Origin of the sequence: Modestobacter sp. VKM Ac-2986 (genome assembly GCF_026967795.1) — a bacterium.
Lineage (GTDB): Bacteria > Actinomycetota > Actinomycetes > Mycobacteriales > Geodermatophilaceae > Modestobacter.
In genome coordinates, this window is record NZ_JAPVBH010000003.1 from 587,478 (window position 1) to 607,166 (window position 19,689).

The window sequence follows — 19,689 nt, forward strand, 5'->3', positions numbered from 1 at the left end:
GTCGTCGGCGTGACACCGGTCGATGCGCAGCGCAACCTCTCCCCCGGGCCGCCGGCCGCGCTGGTCCCGGTGCTGGTCTTCCTGGCGGTGCTCGTGGCGGTCATCAGCAGCCTGGGCGCCCCCCTGGTGCCGGCCATCGCCGCGGCCAACGACGTCTCAGTGGCCGACGCCCAGTGGTCCCTGACGATCGCGCTGCTGGTCGGCGCGGTGGCCACCCCGGTGATCGGCCGGCTCGGCGACGGACGGCACCGGCGCACCGTGGTGCTCGTCGTCCTGGCCGTGGTGCTGGCCGGCAGCGTGCTCGCCGCGCTGCCGCTCGGGCTGGGTTGGCTGATCGCCGGGCGCGGGCTGCAGGGCGTCGGGATGGGGCTCACCCCGCTGGCCATCGCCACCGCCCGGACGGCGCTGAGCGGGGAGCGCGCCCGGACCACCGTCGCCGCGCTGTCGGTCACCGTCGCGGCCGGCGTGGGCCTGGGCTACCCGCTGACCGGGGCGATCGCCGAGCTCGGCGGGATCCACGCCGCCTTCTGGTTCGGCGCCGCGGCGAGCGCGGTCGCGCTGGTGGCGGCGGCGGTGGTCTACCCGCCGTCGGGCGACGTCCCGCCGCGCCGGCTGGACCTGCTCGGTGCCGCACTGCTCGGCACGGGGCTGGCCACCGCACTGCTGGCGCTGGCCGAGGGGGAGAGCTGGGGCTGGACGTCGCCGGCGGTGCTCGGCCTGGCCGCGGTGGCCCTGGTCGCGCTCGCCTGCTGGGTGGTCTGGCAGCTGCGCGCGCCCGCCCCGCTGGTCGACCTGCGCCTGGCCCGCGGCCGCGACGCCGCCACCGCGCACGGCACGGCGCTGCTGGCCGGCCTGTCCAACTACCTGCTGCTGGCCTCGGTGCCCCGGCTGGCCCAGGAGCCGGAGTCCGCCGGGGGCTTCGGCACCTCGATCGTGGTGGCCGGGCTGGTCCTGCTGCCGTTCTCCCTGGCCAGCTTCGCCGCCAGCCGGGTCGCGGCGAGGCTGGACCGGTCGCACGGACCACGTGTGGTGCTGCCCCTGGCCGCGCTGGTGCTCGGCACCGGACAGCTGCTGTTCGCCCTGCTGCGCGACGAGCTCTGGCAGCTGTTCCTGGCGAGCACCGTCGTGGGCCTGGGGGTCGGCACCATGTTCGCCGCACTCCCCGGGCTGATCGTGCGCGCCGTGCCCACGAGCGAGACCGGCAGCGCGATGAGCCTCAACCAGGTGCTGCGCTACGTCGGCTTCTCCCTCGGCAGCGCGCTCAGTGCCACCGTGCTGGAGGCCGCCACCCCGGCCGGGTCCGCGTTCCCGGCCGGCAGCGGCTACACCACCATCGGCCTGATCGGCGTCGGCGCGTGCGTCGCGGTCGGTCTGCTCACCGCGGTGCTGCCCACCCGCACCCCGCGGCGGCCGCGGGAGGGGGCGGCGGTCGAGGCGGCGGACGCTGGGGTCGCCCCGCACGGCCCGGCCCGCTGACCCCGGCTCAGGCCGGGTGGCCCTCCAGGAGGGCGGTCATCGCGGGCAGGTCGAAGAAGGCGGCCGTCGCGCGGGCGCTGGGCTGACCGGCATCGGGGTCCGCGCCCGCGGTCAGCAGCGCGCGGACGGAGTCGGCGGACTGCTTGAACACCGCGGCCGCCAGCGGCGTCTGACCGCGGTCGTTGTACCGGCCGTGGTCCGCGCCGCGCTCCAGCAGCGCGGTGACCGTCGCCGCATGGCCGTGGTAGGCGGCCAGGATCAGCAGGGTGTCGCCCTTCTCGTTGGTCAGGTTCGCCGGCACCCCGGCGTCGAGGTAGGCGGCGAGCTCCTCGGTCTCCCCGGCCCGGGCCAGCCCGAACACCCGGACGGCGAGGTCCAGCACGCCCTGCTCGATGGGCTCCGACTGCCCCGCCTGCTCGATGGGCTCCGACTGCCCTGCGGGTCCCTGTCCCTGCTGTTCGCTCACGCCGACCAGCCTAGGTGCGCCCGCACGGCCCGCCCTCCCCCGTGCGGAGGAGGGCGGGCGGTGGGTCAGCGGACGGCGACCCGGTCGGTGAGCGCGAGCACGTGCCGCCAGGCGTCGTCGCAGGCCTCGGCCCACTCGCCGAACGCGCGGTCGAAGAACGAGTGCGGGGCCCCGTCGTAGACGACGTCGTCGACCTCGGCGCCGGCGGCGCGCATGGTGGCCGCGAGCTCCAGCTGGTCGGCGACCGGGGTGGCGGTGTCGGCGCCGGCGATCAGCATCACGACCGGTCGGCGGGCCGCGCTCGCGGCCTCCCCGACCAGGCTCGGCCGGCCGTAGAACCCGGCGCTGCCGGCCAGGTCCAGGTCGGCGCCGGACTGCCGCCAGGCGTGGCTGCCGCCGAAGCAGAAGCCCACCGTGACCACCGGCAGGTCCGGGCGGGTGCGGCCGCGGAGGTACTCGATGCCGGCGGCGGTGTCGGCGTCGATGCCCTCGGGCGTGGTCTGCGGGATGTGGGACTGCCAGTCGAAGTCGTCCTCGCGGGTGCCGGTCTCGGCGAGGCCGGCGGTGCGACCGAAGTAGTCCAGCGCCACCGCGGGGACGCCGGCCTGGGCGAACCGCTCGGCCAGCGCGACGTAGTAGGGGTGCAGCCCGCGGATGTCGGGCAGGATCACGACCCCGGCGGTCGCCGGGGCAGCCGGGGCGGCGTAGGCGGCGGACAGCTGGTTGCCGTCGGCGGCGGTCAGCTCGAGGGTGCCGCGCTCGGCGACGTCCCCGGAGCGGGGCGGTGCGGGCGGGCGGCTGTCGTGGTCGTGGCACATGGCCCTGTGTCTACCTGCGGACCCGGCCGTCCGCGCGCCCGGCCCCGGCCGGGCCCCGGGTCAGGCCTCGGTGGTGTCGGCGACGACGTCGGGGTCGCCGCCGAAGACGCCGGCGGCCACCTCGCGGCGGGCCTCGGTCAGCCAGAGGTACTGCCGGTGGGCCTGGTCGATCAGCGACTCGACGAGCACCGGGTCGATGCGGGGGTCGACGGTCGCGGCGATCCGCAGGGTCTCGAAGCCGCTGCGCTTGCCACGCACCGCCGACGCCAGGAACTCGAACTCCACCAGCCCGGACAGCGGGGACCGGGTCAGCACGTGGCCGTTGAGCTTGAGCCGGCTGGCCTTCTCCGCGATCCACACCGCGACCTGCTTGTACTGGCGCACCGGCAGGCCCAGGGCCGCCGCGATCGTCTCCAGGTCGGTCTTCTCCTGGCGCAGCTCGTCCAGCAGCTGCCGCAGACCGGCCTCGTGCTGGTTGCCCCGGTTGACCCCGATCATCCGGGTGACCAGCTCGATCCCGCCGGCCGCGGAGGCGATGTGGTCGTTGAGGTACACGGCCAGCAGCTCGGGGTGGGCGACGGCGCCGGTGGGTGCGGGGGTCTGGGACATCGGGTGCTCCTCGCGCGTGGTGCCGGGGTCGGCCGGGTCATCATCCCCCGCACCCCCGCAGAGGGCACCGGGAGATCATCTGCGCTGGTTGCGCCGGCTCCAGCTGGTCCAGCTGTAGTCCCGGGCCAGGGGGTCCACCAGGTCGGCGTCCCGCCGGCTCTCCCGCACCTCGAACCAGAGGTCGGAGTGGTGGGCCGCCCGCGAGCCCCGGCGCTGCACCGCCCGGTCCATCCGCCAGGCCCCGAACAGGACCAGCAGGACCACCACCCCGACGACTGCCCAGACGATGCCCATGCCGCATGGTGCCGGAACGGGACCGTCCCGGCACACGGCGTGTTGATCTCATCTGTGAGATATCGTGAGCGGCGATGACGATCACCGAGGAAGCCACCGGTCAGTCCCTGCGCCAGATCGGCACGCTGGTCCGCGATGCCCGGCGCCACCACGGCCTGACGCAGTCCCAGCTCGCCGAGCGGCTGGGCACCAGCCAGAGCGCGATCGCCCGGATCGAGCAGGGCAACCAGAACCTCACCCTGGAGCTGCTGGGCCGGCTGTCGGCGGCCCTGGACAGCGAACTGATCACCGTCGGCCGTTCCGGCCCGACGCACCTGCGGGTCAGCGGCGGACTGCAGCTGTCGGGCAGCGTGACGGTGAAGTCGTCGAAGAACGCCGCCGTCGCCCTGCTGTGCGCCTCCCTGCTCAACCGCGGCCGCACCACGCTGCGCAACGTGTCCCGGATCGTGGAGGTCGACCGCATCCTCGACGTCCTCACCTCGATCGGGGTCTCCGCCACCTGGGACGCCGCCGGCCGCGACCTCACCCTCGTCGTCCCCGAGCAGCTGGACCTGACCGCGATCGACGCCGACGCCGCCCGTCGGACCCGCAGCATCATCATGTTCCTGGGCCCGCTGCTGCACCGCGCCGAGCAGTTCGAGCTGCCCTACGCCGGCGGTTGCGACCTGGGCACCCGCACCATCGAGCCGCACATGATCGCGCTGCGGCACTTCGGCCTGCAGATCGAGGCGCACGCCGGTGAGTACCACGCCACCGTGCAGCGGCCGGAGTCCCGCGACCGCTCGATCGTGCTGACCGAGCGCGGGGACACCGTCACCGAGAACGCGCTGCTGGCCGCCGCCCGCCACGACGGGACCACCACCATCCGCAACGCCAGCCCGAACTACATGGTCCAGGACCTGTGCCTGTACCTGGAGAAGCTCGGCGTGGGCATCTCCGGCTTCGGGACGACGACGCTGGTGGTCACCGGCTCGCCGGTGCTCGACGCCGACGTCGATTACACGATCTCCGAGGACCCGGTCGAGGCGATGAGCCTGCTGACCGCCGGCATCGTCACCGGCTCGGAGCTGACCGTGCGCCGCGCGCCGATCGAGTTCCTGGAGATCGAGCTGGCCACGCTCACCGAGATGGGCCTGCAGTACGACCTGTCGCCGGAGTACGCCGCCGACAACGGCCGCACCCGACTGGTCGACGTCACCATCCACCCCTCGCAGCTGCGGGCGCCGATCGACAAGATCCACCCGATGCCGTTCCCGGGGCTCAACATCGACAACCTGCCGTTCTTCGCCGTCATCGCGGCCACCGCGACCGGCGAGACCGTCATCCACGACTGGGTCTACGACAACCGGGCCATCCACCTGTCCGACCTGACCCGCCTCGGCGCCGACGTCCGGCTGCTGGACCCGCACCGCGTGCTGGTCAACGGGCCCACCCGCTGGTCGGGGGCGGAGATCGTCTGCCCGCCGGCGCTGCGGCCCGCGGTGGTCATCCTGCTGGCGATGCTGGCCGCCAAGGGCGACTCGGTGCTGCGCAACGTCGACATCATCGCCCGCGGCTACGAGCAGCTCTACGAGCGCCTCGTCGAGATGGGCGCCCAGATCGAGGTCTTCACCGACTGACCCCTCCCCCTCTGGAGGGCGAAAGTGGCCACTTTCGCCCTCCAGGGAGACGGGACGGGCGGGGTCGCGTCCGCTCCTCAGTGGCCCAGCGCGGCCCGGACCCGGACGACGACGCCGTCGAGGTCCCGCAAGTCGGCGGCGCTGAGCCGGACCACCCGCCAGCCGGCCGCCTCCAGGCGGGCGAACCGCTCGTCGTCCCGGGCGATCTGGTCCCGCTCGAAGTGGTGGGCACCCTCGTACTCGACGAGCACCCGCTGCTCGGGGAAGGCGAGGTCCACCCGGCCGAGGAAGGCCCCCGACGACCAGACCTCGAACTGGGGCACCGGCGCCAGCCCGGCGAGCACCAGCGCCACCCGGACCCGCGACTCCGGCGGCGACTCAGCCCGTGGGTCCACCAGCCCGACCGCGCGGCGGACCCGCACCACGCCCCATCGGCCGGTGCCGTCCTCGACCTGAGCGGCCAGGGCGGACAGCGAGACCGAGCCGGAGCGGACCATCGCGTCCAGGGCGGCCACCGAGGTCCCGAGCGACTCCAGACCGGCGACGTCCCAGGCGGTGCGCAACGCCGAGGTGACCGGCACCCCGTCCCGCTGCTCGACGTCCCCGTCCGCCAGGTCCCCTCGTCGCACCCGGACCTCGCGGGGTCCCTTCCACAGCACGGACGGCGGCCGGATCACCGTCACCGGGTCGGTGGGGCCGGCGAAGGGCGCCCCGTGCCACGCGGCGGCGGAGTGACCGCCGATCGCCGCCCCCGGTGGCAGGACCAGGGCCACGCCGGTGCACCGCAGCCGGTGGTCGAACTCCAGGCCGGGATCGGCGTAGACACCCTGGACGAGCCGACGGTAGCTCCGCTCCCGCAGCTGCTTCGGGGTGAGCAGCCCCTCGGCGACCGCGTGGCTGCCGACGAAGACGCCCGTGAGGCGGGAACGCATCCGCCGAGCGTGCCGACTCCACCGCCGACGCCGCGCCCGTCGTCCACAGCCCAGGGCGAAAGTGGCCACTTTCGCCCTGGGGAGGGGGCGGTCAGGAGTGGAGGAGGACGCTGACGCCGACGCAGGCGAGGGCCCAGAGGCCGCTGGCGAGGGTGCCGATGATGAAGCGCTCGGCGGCGACCGGGGCCTTGAGCTCGTTGAACCGGCCCAGGCCCTTGACCGCGACCAGGACCGGCAGGCCCTCCTTGTACTGGGCCAGCACGACCGCGGCCACGGCCGTGCGCTCGAGGACGCCGATCCAGGTGCCACCGCGCAGCACCTCCGGGTCCGAGGCCCGCCGCCGGTCCGGACCGCGGTCGGGGTCGGCGGCGCGCAGCACCGCGGTGGTGACCGGCCCGCCCCCGAGGGCGGCCGCGGTGACCGCCAGCACCACGCCGAGGGTCTCGACCTCGTCGCTGAGCCGACCGGTGCGCCACGCCAGCGCGGCTGCCACGGCCAGCACCGACACCAGGAACAGCGCCCCGGCCGGGCTGCGGCGGCGGTCGCTGCGCGGGGTCAGCGCGGCACCGGCGACGGTGACCACGGCGAGCAGGACGAGCACGGCGATGCTCACCGGCCGCTCACCCCGCTGCCCGGGCGAGCAACCGGGTGGCCACCGGTCGCAGGTCGCGCTCGATCTCCCAGCTGCCGGCGGCCAGCCGCTGGCCGACCGCCTGCCGGGTGACCCCGAGCGCGGCCGCGGCCTCGACCTGGGTCCGGCCGGCCTCGACGTGCTCGACGGCCTCCCAGGCCTGGACGCTGCGCCGCTCGAGGAGGGCGGCCAGCGCGGTCAGCACCGCCTGGGCGTCACCGGCGGGCTCACCGACCACCCCCCGGACGGCGATCCGCACCGGACGCTTCTTGGCCGCCTCCACCGCGGCCCGGGCGGCGAGGAAGGCCGGACCGGCGCCGGCCCGGGTGCTGCTGGGCAGCGGCGTCTGCACCGGGCCGGCACCGATGCCGATGCTCCAGTCACCGTCACGGACCAGCCGCCGGACGGCCTCGACCACCGCCGCGGCGTCGTCCAGCACGCCCTGGAACTCGTCGCCCGCGGTGCGCTCGAACCGCAGCACGGTGGGCACGCCGGAGAGCACGGTGAGCGCGCCGGGCACCCGGTCGGGGGCGCGGCGGCTCCCCCGCTGGTCGATCGTCAGCACGAAGGGCACCGAGCAAGTCCAGCAGCTTGCAAAACGGAATGCAAGGACCTGGCCTTGGCGGGTCGTGGTCAGGCGCCGGCGAGCTCGGGCGGGAAGCCGCCGGTGGCGACCGGCCCCCAGCGCTCGATGGTCACCCGCAGCAGCGACTTGCCCTGACGGACCATCGCCGCCCGGTACTCGTCCCAGTCGGGGTGCTCACCGCTGATGGCGCGGAAGTAGTCGACCAGGGGCTCGACGGAGTCGGGCAGGTCGAGCACCTCGGCCGAACCGTCGACCTGCACCCAGGGGCCGTCGAAGTCGTCGGACAGCACGCACAGCGACACCCGCGCGTCGCGCCGGGCGTTGACCACCTTGGCCCGCTGCGGGTAGGTGGAGATCACCACCCGGCCCTCCGCGTCGACACCACAGGTCACCGGGGACAGCTGGGGGGTGCCGTCGCCGCGGCGGGTCATCAGCAGGGCCTTGTGCCGGGGGCGGAGGAAGGCGAGCAGTTCGTCGCGCTCGACGCGGTCGGCGGTGGCGGTCTTGGGCATGCGGGCAACCTACGACGGAGGTGCGACAGGCCGCTGCTCCGGTGTGACGTCGTCCGATCGAGAAGTGCTCCGGCCCGGGATGTGCTGGGATCAGCACATGCCCGACGACCGTTCCGCCGAGCCCACCGACCCGACCAGCACGTCGGGCAGCGGAGCGACGACCACCAGCCCCACGAACGACGACCCGAACTCGGTCGGCACCAAGGCCCCCGCACCGGGACCCGACCGCACCCGCCGCCTGCAGGCCGCCACCCGCAGCGTGGCCATCGGCTCCGCCCAGCTGATCCTGATCGTCATCGCCCTGGTCATCCTGGGCCGGGTCTTCAGCATCATGTGGGTCGTCCTGCTCCCGGTCGTGCTCGGGCTGCTCTTCACCACCGTGCTCTGGCCGCTCACCCGGTTCCTGCGCAGCCACTCCTGGCCGCCGGCGCTCGCCGCCGCCACCGTGCTGCTGGGCTTCCTCGCCGTCATCGGCGGCATCTTCGCGGTGATCGTCCCGCAGGTGGTGAGCCAGGTCGAGGAGGTCGCCAACCAGTTCAGCGGCGGCCTGCAGGAGGTGCAGGGCTACCTCGCCGGCCCGCCGTTCAACCTCGACGACGACCAGGTCGGCAACGCCGTCCAGGCCCTGATCGACCGGGTGCAGAGCAACGCCACCCAGATCGCCTCCTACGCGGCCTCCACCGCCGCCACGGTGGGCAACATCTTCCTCAACCTGGTCCTCGCCCTGCTGCTCACCTTCTTCTTCCTCAAGGACGGCCCCAAGTGGGTGCCGTGGCTGGCCGCGCAGACCGGCCCGCGCGCCGCCCCGCACGTGGCCGCCCTGTCGGTGAAGACCTGGTCGACCCTGTCGGAGTTCATCAAGCAGCAGGCGCTGGTCGGCTTCGTCGACGCGTTCTTCATCGGCCTGGGCCTGCTGGTCCTCGGCGTCCCGCTGGTGCTGCCGCTGACCGTGCTGACCTTCTTCGGCGCCTTCATCCCGATCATCGGCGCCTTCGCCGCTGGGGCGTTCGCGGTGCTCATCGCCCTGGTCAGCGTCGGGCTCACCAAGGCGCTGATCGTGCTGGGCATCGTCGTGCTGGTCCAGCAGCTGGAGGGCAACGTGCTCCAGCCGATCCTGCAGGGCCGCGGCCTGAACCTGCACGCCGCGGTGGTCATCCTCGCGGTCACCGCCGGCAGCAGCATGTTCGGCATCATCGGTGCCTTCCTGTCGGTGCCGGTGGCCGCCCTGATCGCCGTCTTCTACCGCTACGGCCGCGACCAGCTCGACGGCCTGTCCCCCGAGGTGGCCGCCGACGGCACCAGCCAGCAGCTGGCCGGTGACTCCTCCGGCGCCCAGCTGGTGCGCCGGAAGGCGGAGAAGGCGGAGACCGCACCGCTGGTCAACCCCGACTCCGACGGCGCCGAGGACGCCGGCACCACCACCGACGGGCAGCGGATCGGGCTCATCGGGAATGCCGCGCGCCGGCTGCGCCTTCACCGCTGACAGACCTCCAGCCGTCCCGGAGGCAGTCGACCCAGGAGGAGAACCCGTGCCGCAGCGACCGGAGGACCTCGTCGAGGTCCTCCCCCCGGCCGAGCCGTTCCTCATCCGTGAGGCGGCGGTCAGCTCACCCGAGCAGCGTCGCGGGCTCGTGCTCGTGCACGACCTGGCCGGCGAGTTCGACGCCGCCCACGCCGGCGCGCTCGCCGGCGCGCACCTGCTCGACGCCCTGCCCAACGAGGTGATCGCCCGCTTCGACGCCGACGCCCTGGTCGACTACCGCGGCCACCGGCCGCGGATCGTCTTCTCCGGCGACCGCTACGAGTCGATCGTCTCCCCCGAGATCGCGCTGTACGCCCTCGAGGACGACGCCGGGATGCCGTTCCTGCTGCTGCACGGCGCCGAGCCGGACTTCGCCTGGGAGCGCTTCGTCGCCGCGGTCATCGGCCTGGTCGACCGGCTCGGGGTCACCTCGGTGGTCGCGCTGCACGCCTTCCCGATGCCGGTGCCGCACACCCGCCCGGTCACGGTCACCGCACACGCCACCCGCCGCCAGCTGATCGAGTCCTACCCGGTCTACTGGGGCGAGATGCGGGTGCCCGGCAGCGTCGGGGCCCTGCTGGAGATGCGCCTGGGCGAGGCCGGCGTGGACGCCCTGGGCATCGGCGCGCACGTCCCGCACTACCTGGCCCAGGCCACCTACCCCGCGGCCTCGCTCACCCTGCTGGAGCACCTGGCGGAGCTGACCGGGCTGCACGTGCCGACCGAGACGCTGCGCGAGGCCGCGGAGGCCAACCGCACCGAGGTCGACGAGCAGATCGCCCGGTCCAGCGAGAACACCGCGGTGGTGGCCCAGCTCGAGCAGCAGTTCGACGACTTCACCGCCTCCCGTGAGGACACCGGCCTGCTCGGCTTCGGCGGGCAGATGCCCAGCGGCGAGGAGCTGGGCGCGCAGATCGAGCAGTTCCTCGCCGAGCAGGACGACCGCCCCACCGAGTGACGGCCGCCGGTGCACGGACCACCGTGCACCGGCCTCAGAGCGGCCCGAGCGGGTCCCCGACGTCCATCCGGGCCACCCGGTCCCCGGCCAGCGTGTGGGTGTGCAGGACGGTCGCCCCGCCCAGCAGGTCGCCGTCGGCGTCCCGGACGACCACCTCCACGAGCACCTCGACCCGCCCGTCGGGCAGCACGCGCGTCCGCCGGGGCGCCATCGTCACGTCCAGCACCGCCCACTGGTCCTGCCAGTGCCGCCGTACCGCGTCCCGCCCGCGCAGGCGCCCGCCACCCATCGGCTCGGGCCAGTCGACGTCCGGGGCCAGCAGCGCGGCCAGCCGGTCGGCGTCCCGGGCGTCGACCGCCTCGTACACCTGCGCGACGACGTCCACGCCGGCACCGTAGCGACCCCGGACAGCACTGCGGGCCACGACCGGATCGGTCGTGGCCCGCAGGTGGTGCGTCAGTGCAGATGGATCACTTGGCCAGGACGACGCGCTCGTTGGGCACGGTGTGCGTCATGGTCAGGCCGGTGACGTCGCGCGGGCCGTTCTTGCCCAGGTTCGCCGCGCGCTGCAGCTCGTCCTCCGACAGCGTCTGGGTCTGGAGGGGCTCCAGGCCACGGACGTCGTCGGCGCTGATGCCCAGGCCCTCGCCGACGCGGGCACCCAGCTCGTCGTCGCACATGAGGAAGTGCCACACCATCCGCTGCTGCACCTCGGGGACGGCCTGGCCGATGAGCGTGACGAAGTTGGCGACCAGGTCGTCCTTCTCCCACTGCTCCATCAGCTGGTAGCGCTGGCCGGCCTGCGTGTAGTCGTTGGTGCGCTCGATGCGCTTGCGGGTGAGCCGGCCGGTGATGACCGGGCCCTGCTCGTCGTGCGTGGGGTACTGGTCCTCACGCAGCCCACCGGTGATGGAGGGCTCGTAGTTGACGTGCGGGTTCTGGCCCGGGCCGAGGTCGACGCCGAAGGACATCTGCCCGCCGCGCTGGTTGGTCTGCACGACCGCGTTCTTGGCCGAGTTCACCGGCAGCTGCAGGTAGTTCGGGCCCACCCGGTAGCGCTGCGCATCCGAGTAGGAGAACGTGCGGCCGACCAGCATCTTGTCGTCGGAGAAGTCCATCCCGTCGACGAGGACGCCGGTGCCGAACGCGCTCTGCTCGTTCTCGTTGTGGTGGTCGTCGACGTTGCGGTTCAGCGTCATCGTGCCGACCAGCTTGGGCTCGAACTCGTTCTCCGGCCACACCTTGGTGTCGTCCAGGGGGTCGAAGTCCAGCTCGGGGTGGTCGTGGTCGTCCATCAGCTGGACGTAGAGGTCCCACTGCGGGAAGTCGCCGCGCTCGATGGCCTCGAAGAGGTCCTTGGAGGCGTGGCCGAGGTCGCCGCCCTGGATGACCGCGGCGTCGGCGTCGGTCAGGCTCTTGACGCCCTGCTTGGGCTGCCAGTGGTACTTGACCAGCTTGGTCTCACCCTGCGCGTTGACCCACTTGTAGGTGTTCACGCCGAAGCCCTGCATGTGCCGGTAGTCGGCCGGGATGCCGCGCGGGGAGAACAGGTTGACCAGCATGTGCATCGACTCCGGCGTCTGCGACATGAAGTCGAAGATGCGGGCCGGCTCCTGGCGGAAGCTGATCGGGTCGGGCTTCAGGGAGTGGATGACGTCGGGGAACTTGATCGCGTCGCGGATGAAGAACACCGCGAGGTTGTTGCCGACGATGTCCCAGTTGCCGTCCTCGGTGTAGAACTTCACCGCGAAGCCGCGCGGGTCGCGCGCCGCCTCGGAGGAGTCCCGGCCGCCGATGACGGTGGAGAAGCGGATCGCCAGCGGCGTCTTCTTGCCCGGGGCGTTGAACAGCTTCGCGCGGGTGTAGCGCTCGATGGGCTCGTCGCCCCACTGGCCGGTGGCCTCGAACTCGCCGTAGGCGACGAAGCCACGGGCGTGGACGACGCGCTCGGGGATGCGCTCGCGGTCGAAGTGGCTGATCTTCTCGAGGAACTGGTAGTTCTCCAGGGTCGCCGGGCCACGCGAGCCCACCGTCCGCGAGTTCTGGTTGTCGTAGACCGGGTGGCCCTGACGGTTGGTCAGGATCGGCCGGCTCGCCTCACTGGCGGCCGGGCCCTGCGATGCGACGTCGGTCATGCTCCCACTCCCTCTCCGATTGCTGTGTTCGATCCGTACCCGTGCTGACTGCGCCGTACCTGACAGTCGGCGCAGAGTCCCCAGAAGACGACCTCTGCCTCGTCGACGGCGAAGCCCGCCGCGTCCGAGGGGGTCAGGCAGGGCGCCTGGCCCACCACGCAGTCGACGTCGGCGACCGTCCCGCACCCGCGGCAGACCAGGTGGTGGTGGTTGTCGCCGACCCGCAACTCGTAGAGCGCGGGCCCACCGGCCGGCTCGATCCGCCGGGCCAGGCCGGCCCCGGTCAGCGCCTTGAGCACCCCGTAGACCGCCTGCGGCGAGATCGAGGGGTGCACGGCGCGGGCCGCGGTGGCGATGGTGTCGGCGTCGACGTGCGGGTGCTCGGCGAGCACGCCCAGCACCGACAGCCGGGGCCGCGTCACGCGCAGCCCCGCCGTCCTCAGCTGGTCGTCCCAGGCCGTCTCCATGTGCCCACCCAACCGTCTTCTTTTGACTGAGTCAAATCAACGGCGGGTGAACGTCGTCCACCTAGGCGAAGACGATGGTGCGGTCGCCCTCGACGATGACCCGGTCCTCCACGTGCCAGGTCACGGCCTGGGCGAGCACCTGGCGCTCGACGTAGCGGCCGATGCGGCGCATGTCCTCCACCGTGGCGCGGTGGTCGACCCGGGCGACCTCCTGCTCGATGATCGGCCCGGCGTCGAGCTCGGCGGTCACGTAGTGCGCGGTCGCCCCGATCAGCTTGACGCCCCGGTCGTGGGCGGCCCGGTAGGGGTTCGCACCGACGAAGGCCGGCAGGAAGCTGTGGTGGATGTTGATCAGCCGCTCCGGGAACCGGCTGCAGAAGTCGGCGGAGACGATCTGCATGTAGCGGGCCAGCACCACCAGGTCGACGTCCCCGACCAGCTCCAGCGCGCGGGCCTCGGCGGCGTCCTTGGTGTCGGGGGTGACCGGCACGTGGTGGAAGGGCACCCCGGCGGCGCGGGCGACCGGCTCGAGGTCGGGGTGGTTGGAGACCACGGCGGCCACCTCGGCGCGCAGGTCGCCCGAGCCCACCCGGTAGAGCAGCTCCTGCAGCACGTGGTCGGCCTTGGACACGAACACCGCCACCCGCGGCTTCCGGGCCGCCTCGGTGAGCCGCCAGGTGAACTGCCACTCCCCCGCCAGCCCGGCCAGCGCGGCCTCCAGCTGCACCCGCCGGCTGGCCAGGTCGGCCAGCACGAACTCCAGCCGCAGCGTGAACACCCCGCCGACCGGGTCGGAGGAGTGCTGCTGGGACTCGGTGATGTTCGCGCCGGCGTCGGCCATCAGCCGGGACAGGACGGCGACGATGCCCGGCCGGTCGGGGCAGCGGACGACGAGCCGTCCGACGTCGGCGAGGCGGGCATCCGAGGGCGCTGACATGCGCGAGATCGTGGCAGAACCGGCTCGCCGGGCTCGCACGGCCCCGACCCGTCCGCCGACATCTGCGCTCTCGTGGCCTCTCGGATCCAGAGGCCACGAGGACGCAGCTGTCAGCGCGCGGGCAGCGACGCGCGGCGGCGGGCGGTGACGTCGAACAGGTCGCCGTGGGCCTCGACGCGGGCCAGCACGTCGTCGGTGCGGAAGCGGACCGACTCCGGGTCGTCGCCCTCGCGCAGCGCGTCCACCTCGGCCCAGCGCAGCGGCGTGGACACCGTCGCCAGCGGCCGGGCGCGCAGCGAGTACGGCGCGACCGTCGTCTTCGAGGTGTTGTTCTGGCTCCAGTCCAGCAGCACCTTGCCCGGCCGCAGCGCCTTCTCCATCCGCCACACCACGTGCTCGGGGGTCTCCGCGCTCAGCTCCTGGGCCAGCGCCTTCGCGTAGCGGCTGGGGTGGTCGGCGTCCCGGCAGCGGATCGGCGCGTAGACCTGCAGCCCCTTGGAGCCCGAGGTCTTCACCACCGGGTCCAGGCCGTCGTCGACCAGCCGTTCGCGCAGCCGGTGCGCCAGTTGCGCGCACTCGACGACGCTCGTGCCCGGGCCCGGGTCGAGGTCGAGCACCAGCAGGTCGGGCAGCTCGGGCTGTCCACGGGCGCCCACCTGCCACTGCGGCACGTGCACCTCCAGGGCGGCCAGGTTCGCCGACCAGACCAGGTCCGGGACGGCGGTCAGCAGCACCATCTCCAGCGTCTCCCGCCCCTTGGTCGAGCCGGGCGAGGGCACGGTCACCGTGTGCACCCACGGCGGGGAGTGCCGGGCGTTGTTCTTCTCGAAGAACGCCTGCCCCTCGACCCCGTTCGGCCACCGGGTGAAGGTGACCGGCCGGTGCGCCACGTGCGCCAGCAGCACCGGCGCGATCCGCACGTAGTAGTCGATGACCTGGGCCTTGGTGAACCCGACCTCGGGGAAGAGCACCTTGTCCAGGTTGGACACCTCGAGTTCGCGGCCGTCGATGTGCACCCGCTGTCTCACGGCTCGGCCACCCCGTTCCTCACGGCTCCGCCACGACGTCGTCCGGGTCGAGGTCGTCGCGCAGCCCGCGCCAGGCGGGGTGCCGCAGCCGGCCCTCCCGCGTCCACTCGCCGAACGCGACCTCGCCGACCAGCGTCGGCTCCACCCAGTGCGCGTCGCGGGTGACCTCGCGCGGCAGCGCGTCGGCGAACGGGGACGTCGACCGCGCGGTCAGCAGCGGCTCGAGGTCGGCCAGCGCCCTCGCGGTGAACCCGGTGCCCACGTGCCCGGCGAACACCAGCCGGCCGGTGTCGTCGTGCACGCCCAGCAGCAGCGAGCCGATGCCGCCGGCCCGCCGCCCCGCACCCGGACGCCAGCCGCCGACGACGACCGACTGGGTGCGCAGGTTCTTCACCTTCCGCCAGTCCGGGCCCCGCCCGCCGGGGCGGTAGACGGAGTCCAGCCGCTTGGCGAGCACGCCCTCCAGCCCGTTCTCCCGGCTGGCCGCCTGCACCTGGTCGCCGTTGCCCACGAACCAGGGGGTGGTCGTCCAGCGGCCCCCGGCCAGGCCCAGGGCGTCCAGCCGCGCGCGGCGCTCGGTCCAGGGCAGGTCGAGCAGGCTCTCGCCGTCCAGGGCGAGCAGGTCAAACACCAGGTAGCTGACCGGTGCCGCGGCGGCCATCCGGGCGACCTCGGGCCCGGTGCGGTGCATCCGGCCCTGCAGCAGCCCGAAGTCCGGCCGGCCGGCGGCGTCCAGCGCGACGACCTCGCCGTCGAGCACCGCGTCACGGCCGCTGAGCACAGCGGGCAGCGCGTGCAGCTCGGGGTAGGTGGCGGTCACGTCGTTGCCGCTGCGGGCGCGCAGCCGCAACCGGCCCGACCGCACGTGGGCCAGCGCCCGGACGCCGTCCCACTTGAACTCGTAGCCCCAGCGCGGGTCGTCGGCCGGCGGCAGCTCACCGATCGCGGCGAGCATCGGCGGCAGATCCTCGGGCACACCGTCGGCGACCGGGGCCGCCGTCACCGGGTCGGGGTCGAGCTGGCGCAGGTTCCAGCTGCCGTCGGGCAGCCGGAACAGCAGGTACCGGCCGGTCAGCCGGGAGCCGGCGAAGGCGACGGTGACGTGGTCGTCGGTCCACTTCTCGGTGGCGTAGCGGCCCGCGTCCCAGATCGTCGACACCCCGCCGCCGTACTCACCGGCGGCGATGGTCCCAGAGAAGGAGGCGTACTCCAGCGGGTGGTCCTCGGTGGGGACGGCGAGCCGGTTGACCCCCGGCTCGAGCGGAGGGCCCTTGGGCACCGCCCAGCTGCGCAACACCCCGTCGCGCTCCAGCCGCAGGTCCCAGTGCACGCGCTCGCCCGTGCGGCCGCGCGGCGTGTGGTGCTCGTGGACGACGAACGTGTCGTCGTCGCCCTGCGGCAGCGGCTGCCCGGCCGGCGGGACCGGCTCGGCGGTGCGGGTCGGGTCACGCCTGGCCCGGTAGGTGGCCAGCGGGTCGGCGGCCACCGGGTCAGGCCGTCTTGCGGGCCCGGGACGCGCGCTTGGCCGGCTTCGCGGGCTCCTCGGCCTCGGCGGCGGGGGCCTTCTTCGCGGGAGCCCGCTTCGCCGGGGCCTTGGCCGGTGCGGCCTTCTTCGCGGCGGCCTTCTTGGCCGGTGCCTTCGCGGGCGGGGCGTCGTCGGCGTCGTCGTCCGGGGCCGCCTTCGGCGCGGAGCCGCCGGCGCGCTCGACGCTGCGGCGCAGCGCGCTCATCAGGTCCACGACCGCGCCACCACCGGTGTCGGCGGCCTCGGGGGCGGCCTGCACCTCACCGCCGGACTGCTTGGCCTCCAGCAGGGCCTGCATGGCCTCGCGGTAGTCGTCGGTGAACGCGGAGGGGTCGAAGTCACCGGCCATCGTGGAGATCAGCGACTCGGCCATCGCCAGCTCCTGGGGCTTGACGGCGACCTCCTCGTCGAGGAAGGCGAACCCGGGACGGCGGATCTCGTCGGGCCAGCGCATCGTGTGCAGCACCAGCACGCCCTCGCGCACCCGCAGCGCGGCCAGCGACTCGCGCTGCCGGATCGCGATCTTGGTGATCGCCACCTGGCCGGCGTTCTCCAGCGCGGTGCGCAGCAGCACGTAGGGCCGCGTCGCGACGCCGTCGGGCTCCAGGTAGTAGGTCTTCTCGAAGTGGATCGGGTCGATCTGCTCCTGGTCGACGAACTGGAGCACCTCGATCTCCCGGGTGGTGACCAGCGGGAGCTCGTCGAAGTCCTCGTCGGTCAGGACCACCAGCTGGCCGTCGGGCAGCTCGTAGCCCTTGCCGATGTCGTTGTACTCGACCGTCTCGCCGTCGACGGAGCAGATGCGCTGGTACTTGACCCGGCCGCCGTCGGTCTTGTGCACCTGGTGGAAGCGGATGTCGTGGTCCTCGGTGGCCGAGTACAGCTTCACCGCGATGGAGACCAGGCCGAACGAGACCGCGCCACGCCAGATCGACCGCATGCCCCGACCTCCCCACCCGGGGCCCCACGGCACCCGACGAGCCCTGAGCGTAGGTGCGCGGGTGCCTGCACGGCAGGCCGAACCGGTCACGCTGCGCGAGGGACCACCCAGAGGGGTGACGGTCTGGCCGCGCCGCTGCCTGCCCGGCTCGGTCCGAACCGGGCACGCAGCGTCACCGACCGGTCAGTCGTCGTCCCCGCCGGACATCGCCTGCTGCTGCAGGGAGTCGTAGGCGAACTGGCCGACGTCGGCCAGCGCCACCATCGTCATGGTCAGCGCGGCCAGCCGCGTGGCCCCCGGCACCGTCGCGTAGCCGAACACCAGCGCCGTCGCCGTCCACTGGGCCAGGCAGAACGGACAGGTGACGAGCTCGCCGATCGCGTGCTTCACGCCGCCGTGCACCCGGATCTCCTCGGCGATCTCCGCCTCCCCGGACTGGCCCTGGAAGGTGGTGAACGGTGCCCGGAGCGGGCTGGCCACCGGGTCCTTGGCGATCGTGCGGGCGATGCGGAACGTCGCGACGGTCAGCAGGACCGCGTCCCCCAGCGGGATCCGGGTGGGCAGCTCCCGACCCGACGCGCGCACCGCGGCCGCGCCGGCCGCGGTCAGGGTCAGGTAGGTGCTCATCGCCCCGAGCAGGCCACCGAGCGGGCGGTCCTCGTCCGGGGAGTACTCGTGCTTCTGCTCCTTCGCCCACCGCCGCAGCGGAGACGTCAGCCGCTGGACCTCGTCCGTGATCGCCATGGGACGCAGCTACCCGCGCCGCCACCCGGCCATGCCAGGCGGGACGGGCATCACGCATGGCGGCGGGACGGGCGGGTAGGGCGCTGACCACGACGCCGGTCACCCGACCGGCTCCCCCGTCCCCCTCCGGGACGGACGAGCGTGCCCAGCACGCAGGACGGAGGCACCGCCATGACCACGCCCGACCCCACCGAGGTCGACCAGGCCGCGATCGACCAGGCCGCACGTGACGGCGCCCTGAACGACGCCGAGTTCCCCGACGACGAGCGCGGCGTCACCGGCGCCCGCGACGGCGTCACCGGAGACGTCGGCCCCGAGGGCCAGACCGCCCGCGACATCTCCTACGAGGACGACGGCGTCCCCGAGATCGCCGACGACGACATCCAGACCGCTGCTGCGGCCGAGGACCCGCAGTTCGAGCCGGTCCCCGGCGAGCGCGCCAACGCCACCGTCGACTTCGGGACGACGGCCCGTGAGCAGGCCGAGGGCGAGTCGCTCTCCGCCCGGCTCGAGCGCGAGGTGCCCGACGACGCCGACGCGGTCCGCCCGGCCGAGGACCCCGACCGCGCCTTCGCCCAGCTCGACCAGGACGAGGACACCGACGCCCTCAGCGACTCCGGCACCAACCGCACCGGCGACGACGTCGAGGCCTTCGCCGACGCGCCGGCCGGTGGCGAGGGTCCCGAGGCGAGCGCGGTGCACGTCGTCGAGGAGAGCTGACCCGACCGCGACGTCCAGGCCCCGGCGGCGTCCGGGGCCTGGAGTGGTGCGGCGATCATGCCGCGACTAGGTTGGGCGCCACGGTTGAGCAGCCAGCCGCTGCCTGCCCGCAAGTCGCCGGGCAGGTCTGCCCGGAACCTCGGTGCGCCGAGGCCACACCCCGACCGGACCGTGTGCAGGGCTACATTGGTCCGGCGAAGGCGTGCCCGCGGGGCACCGCCGCTGAGAGGAGCTGCAGTCCGTGACCTCATCCGACTCACCCGCCGAGGGCTCGCGCGACGTGTCGGCCCCGGCTGACTCGAACGAAGCGCCCTTCGACGACGTGATCACGCTGTCGACGTCCACCGACGACGACGGCACGGTCACCGTGACCGTCGTCGGCGAGGTCGACACGTTCACCGCCCCGGTCCTCCGGGCGTCGCTGGACACCCAGCTCGAGCAGCAGCCCACCGCGCTCGTGATCGACCTGTGCGGCGTCCAGTTCCTCGGCTCGGCCGGCCTGGCCGTGCTCGTGGAGACCCAGAAGTCGGCGCGCTCCCGCGACGTCGGCCTGCGGCTGGTGGCCAACACCCGCGCCGTGACCCGTCCCCTCGAGGTCACCGGCCTGATCGACCTGTTCACCATCGCCGAGAAGGCCTGACGCCCACCGGCACAGCACTCCCGGGGCCCCGGCCCCACAGACGACGAAGGCGCCCCGCAGCCGCGGGGCGCCTTCGTCGTCTCCGGCCCTGCTGCAGGTCCCCATCGCGAGGTCGCGCGTGGAGGCAGCA

22 protein-coding genes are annotated in these 19,689 nt (G+C 73.6%); 6 read left to right on the forward strand and 16 right to left on the reverse strand.

The window, feature by feature from the left end; genetic code table 11:
• Window positions 1–9: 9 nt before the first annotated feature.
• Window positions 10–1,476 (forward strand): MFS transporter, encoded by a 1,467-nt coding sequence (locus O2W14_RS10740; RefSeq protein ID WP_269176083.1) that lies wholly within the window; start codon window positions 10–12, stop codon window positions 1,474–1,476.
• A gap of 7 nt (window positions 1,477–1,483) precedes the next feature.
• Here the strand turns inward: O2W14_RS10740 and O2W14_RS10745 are convergent, their stop codons facing one another.
• The 4 genes from O2W14_RS10745 to O2W14_RS10760 form a co-directional block, all read right to left on the reverse strand.
• Window positions 1,484–1,942, reverse strand: coding sequence for an ankyrin repeat domain-containing protein (locus O2W14_RS10745; protein WP_269176084.1), 459 nt, complete (start codon window positions 1,940–1,942; stop codon window positions 1,484–1,486).
• Window positions 1,943–2,007: 65 nt separating this feature from the next.
• Window positions 2,008–2,760, reverse strand: a complete 753-nt coding sequence (locus tag O2W14_RS10750) for a dienelactone hydrolase family protein (RefSeq protein WP_269176085.1) — start codon at window positions 2,758–2,760, stop codon at window positions 2,008–2,010.
• Between the two features lie 60 nt (window positions 2,761–2,820).
• On the reverse strand, window positions 2,821–3,369 hold the full coding sequence (locus O2W14_RS10755) for a hypothetical protein (RefSeq protein WP_269176086.1): 549 nt from the start codon (window positions 3,367–3,369) through the stop codon (window positions 2,821–2,823).
• Between the two features lie 75 nt (window positions 3,370–3,444).
• On the reverse strand, window positions 3,445–3,663 hold the full coding sequence (locus O2W14_RS10760) for a hypothetical protein (RefSeq protein WP_269176087.1): 219 nt from the start codon (window positions 3,661–3,663) through the stop codon (window positions 3,445–3,447).
• A gap of 74 nt (window positions 3,664–3,737) precedes the next feature.
• On the opposite strand from O2W14_RS10760, the gene O2W14_RS10765 reads away from it, so the two are divergent.
• Window positions 3,738–5,282, forward strand: coding sequence for a helix-turn-helix domain-containing protein (locus O2W14_RS10765; protein ID WP_269176088.1), 1,545 nt, complete (start codon window positions 3,738–3,740; stop codon window positions 5,280–5,282).
• Window positions 5,283–5,359: 77 nt separating this feature from the next.
• On the opposite strand, the gene O2W14_RS10770 is transcribed toward O2W14_RS10765, so the two are convergent.
• The 4 genes from O2W14_RS10770 to O2W14_RS10785 all read right to left on the reverse strand — a co-directional run bounded on the left by O2W14_RS10770 (window position 5,360) and on the right by O2W14_RS10785 (window position 7,943).
• Window positions 5,360–6,214 carry a DUF559 domain-containing protein gene (locus O2W14_RS10770; RefSeq protein WP_269176089.1) on the reverse strand — a complete coding sequence of 285 codons (855 nt, stop codon included), beginning with the start codon at window positions 6,212–6,214 and terminating at the stop codon, window positions 5,360–5,362.
• A 91-nt stretch (window positions 6,215–6,305) separates the two neighbouring features.
• Complete coding sequence (locus O2W14_RS10775; RefSeq protein ID WP_269176090.1) at window positions 6,306–6,827, reverse strand: hypothetical protein; 522 nt, start codon at window positions 6,825–6,827, stop codon at window positions 6,306–6,308.
• Window positions 6,828–6,834: 7 nt separating this feature from the next.
• Window positions 6,835–7,419 carry a hypothetical protein gene (locus tag O2W14_RS10780; protein ID WP_269176091.1) on the reverse strand — a complete coding sequence of 195 codons (585 nt, stop codon included), beginning with the start codon at window positions 7,417–7,419 and terminating at the stop codon, window positions 6,835–6,837.
• 59 nt (window positions 7,420–7,478) lie between these two features.
• Window positions 7,479–7,943, reverse strand: coding sequence for a PPOX class F420-dependent oxidoreductase (locus O2W14_RS10785; protein WP_269176092.1), 465 nt, complete (start codon window positions 7,941–7,943; stop codon window positions 7,479–7,481).
• Between the two features lie 97 nt (window positions 7,944–8,040).
• Between O2W14_RS10785 and O2W14_RS10790 the strand changes: the two genes are divergently transcribed.
• A complete protein-coding gene (locus O2W14_RS10790; protein ID WP_269176093.1) occupies window positions 8,041–9,426 on the forward strand; it encodes an AI-2E family transporter in 1,386 nt (461 codons plus the stop codon).
• Window positions 9,427–9,472: 46 nt separating this feature from the next.
• Window positions 9,473–10,423, forward strand: a complete 951-nt coding sequence (locus O2W14_RS10795) for a proteasome assembly chaperone family protein (protein ID WP_269176094.1) — start codon at window positions 9,473–9,475, stop codon at window positions 10,421–10,423.
• A 34-nt stretch (window positions 10,424–10,457) separates the two neighbouring features.
• On the opposite strand, the gene O2W14_RS10800 is transcribed toward O2W14_RS10795, so the two are convergent.
• The 8 genes from O2W14_RS10800 to O2W14_RS10835 all read right to left on the reverse strand — a co-directional run bounded on the left by O2W14_RS10800 (window position 10,458) and on the right by O2W14_RS10835 (window position 18,199).
• Entirely contained in the window at window positions 10,458–10,808 is a 351-nt protein-coding gene (locus O2W14_RS10800) for a nuclear transport factor 2 family protein (protein WP_269176095.1), read from the reverse strand.
• Window positions 10,809–10,893: 85 nt separating this feature from the next.
• Window positions 10,894–12,558 carry a catalase gene (locus O2W14_RS10805; RefSeq protein WP_269176096.1) on the reverse strand — a complete coding sequence of 555 codons (1,665 nt, stop codon included), beginning with the start codon at window positions 12,556–12,558 and terminating at the stop codon, window positions 10,894–10,896.
• Window positions 12,555–13,025 (reverse strand): Fur family transcriptional regulator, encoded by a 471-nt coding sequence (locus tag O2W14_RS10810; protein WP_269176097.1) that lies wholly within the window; start codon window positions 13,023–13,025, stop codon window positions 12,555–12,557. The genes O2W14_RS10805 and O2W14_RS10810 overlap by 4 nt, the downstream gene beginning before the upstream one ends.
• A gap of 61 nt (window positions 13,026–13,086) precedes the next feature.
• Window positions 13,087–13,962: a formyltetrahydrofolate deformylase gene (purU, locus tag O2W14_RS10815; protein WP_269176098.1), complete on the reverse strand. Its 876-nt coding sequence runs from the start codon at window positions 13,960–13,962 to the stop codon at window positions 13,087–13,089.
• A gap of 110 nt (window positions 13,963–14,072) precedes the next feature.
• Window positions 14,073–14,990, reverse strand: a complete 918-nt coding sequence (gene ligD / locus O2W14_RS10820) for a non-homologous end-joining DNA ligase (protein WP_269176099.1) — start codon at window positions 14,988–14,990, stop codon at window positions 14,073–14,075.
• A 19-nt stretch (window positions 14,991–15,009) separates the two neighbouring features.
• Window positions 15,010–16,476, reverse strand: coding sequence for a non-homologous end-joining DNA ligase (gene ligD / locus O2W14_RS10825; RefSeq protein ID WP_269176100.1), 1,467 nt, complete (start codon window positions 16,474–16,476; stop codon window positions 15,010–15,012).
• A 4-nt stretch (window positions 16,477–16,480) separates the two neighbouring features.
• Window positions 16,481–17,455, reverse strand: a complete 975-nt coding sequence (gene ku, locus O2W14_RS10830; RefSeq protein WP_269176101.1) for a non-homologous end joining protein Ku — start codon at window positions 17,453–17,455, stop codon at window positions 16,481–16,483.
• 183 nt (window positions 17,456–17,638) lie between these two features.
• Window positions 17,639–18,199, reverse strand: a complete 561-nt coding sequence (locus tag O2W14_RS10835; protein ID WP_269176102.1) for a DUF1360 domain-containing protein — start codon at window positions 18,197–18,199, stop codon at window positions 17,639–17,641.
• A 171-nt stretch (window positions 18,200–18,370) separates the two neighbouring features.
• On the opposite strand from O2W14_RS10835, the gene O2W14_RS10840 reads away from it, so the two are divergent.
• Both O2W14_RS10840 and O2W14_RS10845 read left to right on the forward strand, forming a co-directional pair.
• Window positions 18,371–18,919 (forward strand): hypothetical protein, encoded by a 549-nt coding sequence (locus O2W14_RS10840; protein ID WP_269176103.1) that lies wholly within the window; start codon window positions 18,371–18,373, stop codon window positions 18,917–18,919.
• A 241-nt stretch (window positions 18,920–19,160) separates the two neighbouring features.
• Entirely contained in the window at window positions 19,161–19,559 is a 399-nt protein-coding gene (locus O2W14_RS10845) for an STAS domain-containing protein (RefSeq protein ID WP_014740101.1), read from the forward strand.
• Window positions 19,560–19,689: the final 130 nt, after the last annotated feature.

Coding starts and splice junctions, on each gene's coding strand:
- O2W14_RS10755 (WP_269176086.1), bottom strand. CDS start 3,369: ATGTCCCAGACCCCCGCACCCACCGGCGCCGTCGCCCACCCCGAGCTG.
- purU (WP_269176098.1), bottom strand. CDS start 13,962: ATGTCAGCGCCCTCGGATGCCCGCCTCGCCGACGTCGGACGGCTCGTC.
- O2W14_RS10785 (WP_269176092.1), bottom strand. CDS start 7,943: ATGCCCAAGACCGCCACCGCCGACCGCGTCGAGCGCGACGAACTGCTC.
- O2W14_RS10750 (WP_269176085.1), bottom strand. CDS start 2,760: ATGTGCCACGACCACGACAGCCGCCCGCCCGCACCGCCCCGCTCCGGG.
- O2W14_RS10810 (WP_269176097.1), bottom strand. CDS start 13,025: ATGGAGACGGCCTGGGACGACCAGCTGAGGACGGCGGGGCTGCGCGTG.
- O2W14_RS10805 (WP_269176096.1), bottom strand. CDS start 12,558: ATGACCGACGTCGCATCGCAGGGCCCGGCCGCCAGTGAGGCGAGCCGG.
- O2W14_RS10835 (WP_269176102.1), bottom strand. CDS start 18,199: ATGGCGATCACGGACGAGGTCCAGCGGCTGACGTCTCCGCTGCGGCGG.
- O2W14_RS10760 (WP_269176087.1), bottom strand. CDS start 3,663: ATGGGCATCGTCTGGGCAGTCGTCGGGGTGGTGGTCCTGCTGGTCCTG.
- ku (WP_269176101.1), bottom strand. CDS start 17,455: ATGCGGTCGATCTGGCGTGGCGCGGTCTCGTTCGGCCTGGTCTCCATC.
- O2W14_RS10765 (WP_269176088.1), top strand. CDS start 3,738: ATGACGATCACCGAGGAAGCCACCGGTCAGTCCCTGCGCCAGATCGGC.
- O2W14_RS10770 (WP_269176089.1), bottom strand. CDS start 6,214: ATGCGTTCCCGCCTCACGGGCGTCTTCGTCGGCAGCCACGCGGTCGCC.
- O2W14_RS10840 (WP_269176103.1), top strand. CDS start 18,371: ATGACCACGCCCGACCCCACCGAGGTCGACCAGGCCGCGATCGACCAG.
- O2W14_RS10790 (WP_269176093.1), top strand. CDS start 8,041: ATGCCCGACGACCGTTCCGCCGAGCCCACCGACCCGACCAGCACGTCG.